Origin of the sequence: Anabaena sp. UHCC 0253, from assembly GCF_009712085.1 — a bacterium.
Classification (GTDB): domain Bacteria; phylum Cyanobacteriota; class Cyanobacteriia; order Cyanobacteriales; family Nostocaceae; genus Dolichospermum.
In genome coordinates, this window is the sequence record NZ_VILD01000004.1 from 1 (window position 1) to 5554 (window position 5554).

The window sequence follows — 5554 nt, forward strand, 5'->3', positions numbered from 1 at the left end:
CAGGAGCTTGAACTGAGGAGCATCATCACAAACCAGAGTTTGTGCCACTGGGCCAGTTCGGCTAAATAGGTTTTTCCTGCTGAGGGTGAGTTAGATTTATCTTTCCGAAATAGTACGTTGTCTGTTTTCAGGATGATGTCTTGGATGATTACTTCTTGATACCCTTTAAACTCTGCGTCTGCTGGTAGTTTGTCTTGTGGATATTCCAGTATTTGTTCTCTATCTATTTTAATCGTCCCGTTCTTACTGCTTTTGCTGTGCTTTTTTGGAGCTTTTCGCTCTTTTTATGATGAATGATTATTGGTCAACTCTTTCTTATTGGCTTTGATGTCTGGCTTACCTTGTTCTCCTTTCAGACGGTTATTTTCATCTTTTAACTGTTGATTTTCTGCTCGTAATTCTTTAACTTCTGCTTGTAATTGCTCTATTAAGTTGAGTAATATTTCTACTGTCCGACGCATTGATTCGTCTGCAATCCCTTTTGGCTCGATGGTTTGCAGTATTTCTTCTCCTGATTTCTTACTCGAATCCTGTTTTTGCGTCATGTCTTATATTTTATTATATTCTATGTCCCTTACTTATCTTATTTTTCTCCCCTACCCCTACTTATTGAGCGGATACTTGTTATCTATCTAGAGAAGTATTTTGAGTTTAGTTTTAGATTAAGTAGATTAAGTTTAATTCTCCCATAAGATTGATTAAAAAAATATTTTATTTAATTAATATTTATTATGGAAACACGAAACAACCCTAAAAATATAAAATGAACATTCTTGATTTTATTAAGTCTAGATTGCAGTTAGCATCCAGATTCATAATAGTGGCTTTTGCCTGTGCTTTCATATTTTTATTTAATGCTTTTCCGGCTTTAGCTATCAGTAGTTATCAAAGTAAACCTACAGAGGGAACGGCAAAACTATCAGAGACTCAACGCCTAACTGATGAAGCGGCTCAAGTTCCACCATTGGGACTGAAAGAAACTCAAGAAAAAACAAAAAGAGGACTTAATGAAGTTCAGGGAGATGCTGACATTGAAAAAATGAAGACTCCCGAAAATTCCCAAAATGCAACTTCAGTGCCAGAGGAAGTAGAAGGCTTTTTGGAAAAAATTACAGGGAACAAGAAGTAAATATCCTTTATAAACTATAACTACAATATCCCCGAATTATTTAAGAATTTGGGGATCTGAATTAAATCATTAATTATCAATACATCTTCCTAAAGATGGAGAAATCATGAAACGTTAATCTTACTTTTAACTGATGTGGATCATGCTGATATTTTGAGAACGTAGATTTAAGGTATTTACGTGCTAATTGAGATGAAAGAATCATGACAATACATAAAATAAACATTGGTTTGACAGAAGAACAGCGTCACGGTGTAATCAATTTGTTAAATCAAGATTTAGCAGATTCCTATGTGCTGCTAGTAAAAACGAAAAAATATCACTGGGATGTTGTTGGTCCTCAGTTCCGTAGTTTGCATGAACTTTGGGAAGAACACTATGAAGAACTGACAGAAAATATTGATAAAATAGCTGAAAGAATTCGGACTTTGGGGTGTTATCCCACTGGCACAATGGAAGGATTTCTGAGTCTGGCTACTCTCCAAGAACATAGCGGAGAAATTCCCACAGCAACGGGGATGGTAATTCAATTAGTGGAAGATCATGAGCAGATTATTCGCAATTTAAGAGCGCACTTAGATCAGTGTAGTGAAGAGTTTCATGATCAAGGTTCTGCGGATTTCTTAACTGAATTGATGGAAAAACATGAAGAAATGGCTTGGATGCTGCGCTCATTTATTGAAGGAGAAGCATTAGAACCAAATGGTCAAAAACAATCAGCAGAAACTAAAGTCCCCGTGGGTGTTTAGTTAAAAAATTGTCAACATAAAATATTAGGAGTAAACAAGTGCCAGAAGGATATCAAGCAGAGCGTACCATCTCGGCTGTATTTAAAGAACAGAAGCAAATTGATAATGTAATTCGGCGTTTATTAGATAGAGGTGTACCGAAAGATCATATTTCGGTAATGGGAAGAAATTTCCAGTCAGAAACGCGAATTTCTGGTTTTATTACGAAGCGAGATGTAATTCTCGGAGGTTTGAGAACAGGAGCAATTTTTGGTTCTTTGTTTGGTTCATTCCTCAGTTTGCTCACTGGTGTAGGTGTATTGTTTATTCCTTTTGTTGGTCCAATTGTGGCAGCAGGTCCGATTGGAGCTATATTATTAGGGGCTGCAAGTGGAGCGATCGCTGGTAGTGCTGGTGCAGGTTTGGTATCAGTTTTCACTGCTTTAGGAATGCCAGAGGACAAAGCTACACTCTATCAAACCCGCTTAGAAGCTGGTGAATTCTTAGTGATGGTAGAAGTACCGAGCGATCGCTCTGGGGAATTCCACTTAATCCTGGAAAGTTCAGGTGGTGAAGAAATTAACACAATTGAAAAAACACTACCTCACCCTTGTCCTGGAAGATGCAACAGTCCTGAAGATTTAGCCCCGGAAGTTCGGACTCATTTATCAGAAGAAGCGCAACGCATATTTATTCAGCGTTATAATACTGCACTGAATGAAAATATGGACGAACTCACATCTGAACAAATGGCATGGGATGAAGTTCATAAGCAATTTGATGAAGATGAAAATGGTGTTTGGTCAAAAGTTAAAGTTTTGCGCTAAAAACATTCAGACAACAAATTAATTATCATTAAAAATACCCGCCTAGTTATTGATCTAGATGGGTATTTTTTACGTAAAATCACTGTCGTAATCCAGTCATCTTACTCGCTATCTAGACACTAAAATAGTTTTCTTCATGCTTCCACAAAATAAATCGGGTCTTGTGGGTACTCTGGGTTAGGTAAAAATAAGCCATCTAGCCGCCGGGCTTATGCCCCAGCGTAGGCGATCGCTATTTCAACTGCAAACAAGGATTCTCAATAATTTTTTATCTTTGGCAGATAGACGAATCTTTATATTTAGTATTCATTCTAACGCCTGAAAAATATGATAATCTTAATGACTTATTGATAGTTTTTCAGCAAGAGTGAGGTGGAAGTTAAGTATGGATGCAACTGTCATCATCGCAATAATTATTGCAGTCTTTTTAATTGTGATCGTTTATCTTCTCCGCGATCGCCTAACAGACCTTTCTGTGAATGGAAGAAAAGGCACGATGAAGGTTAAAGCCAAGGCAAATGAGCCAGTACAGGATGATCCACCAGTAAATGTCGTGTTTAAGGGCAATAAACTCCGGGGTGAGGGTGAATATCGAATGCGAGACGCTGATTTTTTGGAAAACGATGTTGACGGTAAGCAGAAAGCGGAATTGGGTTATGATGAACCATTGAAGGATTCCACCGACAAAGATAACTCGTAACCGCTGGATCAATGGCAAAACTGCGTAAATTAGCGAACCGGACAAAGGAACTTGAAACATTTCTAAAAATGGCACAGGGCGACCATTATTGCCGCATTATGCTCATTGAAGGAGAATCAGGCATGGGGAAAACGTCTCTTCTTAGCCGATTTCGACAACAATGCCCAGATGAAGTGAAATATGTGCCGTTTGATTGTAAAGGACTAGATAGTATTGCCGCATTTTTGTCGGAAGTTGTGAATGATTTGGGACGGGAGCAATTTCCAACTTTTGTAAAACAGCTTAGAACCTTTATACAAGGAAGTGTTGATTTTTCTGAAAATGATATTGCAGCAGACAAAATTTCCATAGCAATTAACGGTACTAGTATTGATCCACAAGCGCAGGAGCATCGTTTACGGCAGTTACATGATGCTTTTTTTCATGATTTAGAAAAATTTGAGCATCAAATAGTAATTACACTTGATACTTACCAAATGGCTAGTAAATCATTACAGGATTGGATTGAAAGCACATGGTTAAGAACTGTTGAACGACGTTTAAAAAATGTTGTAATAGTTATTGCTGGGCAGATAATTCCTAATATAAATAATTCAGTTTGGGGTCATGAATGTGAACATTTTAAACTGACTCCAATTGATGATTTAAAGGCATGGTGCGAGTTTTGTTCAGATTTACCTGATCATGCGATTAAACCGATCTTAATTGGGCTTAAAGGTCATCCTAAAAGTGTTCATGAAATGTTATTAGCAGTGATAAACAGTGGTCAGTATTGAAGAGATACTAAAACGAGTTCAGCAAGCCGAGACAGAGACAGAACGGCAATGGATTTTGCTGGAATTACAAATGAGTCAGATGTCTGATGAATTAGTATCCATACTCTGGGCAGCGGCAATTCCCCATTTTTTTGATGCTAATATTTTGGCGGCATTAAGACCAGAGTTAGCAGAACAAGCGGAGAAATTGTATGAAAATTTAACAGCGTTAACCTTTGTTGAAAAATTTCCCAAACAGGGATACAACATCCATGAACTAACGCGAAATGTGTTATTAAATCAACTTTGGCAGCAGGATAAAGATGAATTTCTGAGTCTATCCCAACGAGCTGCTGATTATTTTTTTGCTGAAAAAATGTCATCAGAAGAAGATGTGGAATTTTGTTATCACGAGATTCTCAATGAAGGCAAGGCTCAGACTGGAAGATTATTGGATAGAGGTATTAATTGGTGGACTTATCATCAAATTGAGCGGATGCAAGCTGCGGTTCAAAGCTTTTTAGAATATGAAATAGCTGGCAGATTAGATACCTTTGGAAAAGGATTTTCCCTCCATTTACAGGGACTGATCGAAATGCGTTCTGGGCATTCTGTAAAAGCCGAGTCATTTTTGAGTCGTGCGGAAACTCTTTACCAAGAGATAAACCTGAAAAACCCGCGTTATATTACGACCTTGTTACGAGATATTGGTAATCTTAAGAAAGATCAGGGTGATTATGCCAGTGCAGTTGATTTTTATAAAAAAGCGCTCTCAATTAGTGAAGAGCAATTAGGAGAAAATCATCCTGATACTGCTGTTAGTCTCAATAATTTAGCGGGACTTTATCAAATTAAAGGACGATATGAGGAGGCAGAATCCCTCTTTCTTCGCGCCCTGAAAATTAGTGAAGAGCAATTAGGAGGAAATCATCCTCATACTGCTAATAGGCTCAATAATTTAGCGGCACTTTATCAAAATAAAGGACGATATGAGAAGGCAGAATTCCTCTATCTTCGCGCCCTGAACATTTATGAAGAGCAATTAGAAGAAAATCATCCTGACACGGCTACTAGTCTCAATAATTTAGCGGAACTTTATCGAAATGCGGGACGATACGAGGAGGCAGAATCCCTCTTTCTTTGCGCCCTGAACATTTGGGAAGAGCAGTTAGGAGAAAATCATCCTGACACGGCTACTAGTCTCAATAATTTAGGGTTACTTTATGAAGATAAAGGACGATATGAGGAGGCAGAATCCCTCTTTCTTCGCGCCCTGAAAATTCGTGAGGATCAATTAGGAGAAAATCATCCTGATACTGCAACTAGTCTCAATAATTTAGCGGAACTTTATCGAAATATAGGACGATATGAGGAGGCAGAATCCCTCTTTCTTCGCGCCTTAAAAATTAGTGAAG

At 38.0% G+C, this 5554-nt stretch carries 7 protein-coding genes and 1 pseudogene; 6 read left to right on the top strand and 2 right to left on the bottom strand.

Going from position 1 to position 5554, the window contains the following annotated elements; genetic code table 11:
* Window positions 1-284 precede the first annotated feature (284 nt).
* Window positions 285-545 carry a hypothetical protein gene (locus FJR38_RS28465; protein ID WP_254449441.1) on the bottom strand — a complete coding sequence of 87 codons (261 nt, stop codon included), beginning with the start codon at window positions 543-545 and terminating at the stop codon, window positions 285-287.
* Window positions 546-763: 218 nt separating this feature from the next.
* On the opposite strand from FJR38_RS28465, the gene FJR38_RS11860 reads away from it, so the two are divergent.
* The 3 genes from FJR38_RS11860 (at window position 764) to FJR38_RS11870 (ending at window position 2684) form a co-directional block, all read left to right on the top strand.
* Complete coding sequence (locus FJR38_RS11860; RefSeq protein ID WP_168499813.1) at window positions 764-1129, top strand: hypothetical protein; 366 nt, start codon at window positions 764-766, stop codon at window positions 1127-1129.
* A 209-nt stretch (window positions 1130-1338) separates the two neighbouring features.
* Window positions 1339-1878 carry a Dps family protein gene (locus tag FJR38_RS11865; RefSeq protein WP_168499814.1) on the top strand — a complete coding sequence of 180 codons (540 nt, stop codon included), beginning with the start codon at window positions 1339-1341 and terminating at the stop codon, window positions 1876-1878.
* A gap of 38 nt (window positions 1879-1916) precedes the next feature.
* Window positions 1917-2684 carry a ChaB family protein gene (locus FJR38_RS11870; protein WP_168499812.1) on the top strand — a complete coding sequence of 256 codons (768 nt, stop codon included), beginning with the start codon at window positions 1917-1919 and terminating at the stop codon, window positions 2682-2684.
* A gap of 134 nt (window positions 2685-2818) precedes the next feature.
* Here the strand turns inward: FJR38_RS11870 and FJR38_RS29170 are convergent.
* Window positions 2819-2884, bottom strand: a pseudogene (locus tag FJR38_RS29170) (hypothetical protein); the annotation flags it as partial.
* A gap of 233 nt (window positions 2885-3117) precedes the next feature.
* On the opposite strand from FJR38_RS29170, the gene FJR38_RS11880 reads away from it, so the two are divergent.
* From FJR38_RS11880 to FJR38_RS29320, 3 genes are all read left to right on the top strand, one after another.
* The gene (locus FJR38_RS11880) at window positions 3118-3384 is read left to right on the top strand and encodes a hypothetical protein (protein WP_168499811.1); all 267 of its coding nucleotides are present in this window, start codon (window positions 3118-3120) and stop codon (window positions 3382-3384) included.
* A gap of 11 nt (window positions 3385-3395) precedes the next feature.
* Window positions 3396-4160 (top strand): ATP-binding protein, encoded by a 765-nt coding sequence (locus FJR38_RS11885; protein ID WP_168537253.1) that lies wholly within the window; start codon window positions 3396-3398, stop codon window positions 4158-4160.
* A partial coding sequence (locus tag FJR38_RS29320) for a tetratricopeptide repeat protein (protein WP_174763981.1) occupies window positions 4147-5554 on the top strand: 1408 nt, incomplete at its 3' end. The genes FJR38_RS11885 and FJR38_RS29320, both read left to right, overlap by 14 nt.

Excerpts from the sequence above, each read along its gene's own strand:
- FJR38_RS28465 (WP_254449441.1), bottom strand. The coding sequence starts at position 545 with ATGACGCAAAAACAGGATTCGAGTAAGAAATCAGGAGAAGAAATACTG.
- FJR38_RS11860 (WP_168499813.1), top strand. The coding sequence starts at position 764 with ATGAACATTCTTGATTTTATTAAGTCTAGATTGCAGTTAGCATCCAGA.
- FJR38_RS11885 (WP_168537253.1), top strand. The coding sequence starts at position 3,396 with ATGGCAAAACTGCGTAAATTAGCGAACCGGACAAAGGAACTTGAAACA.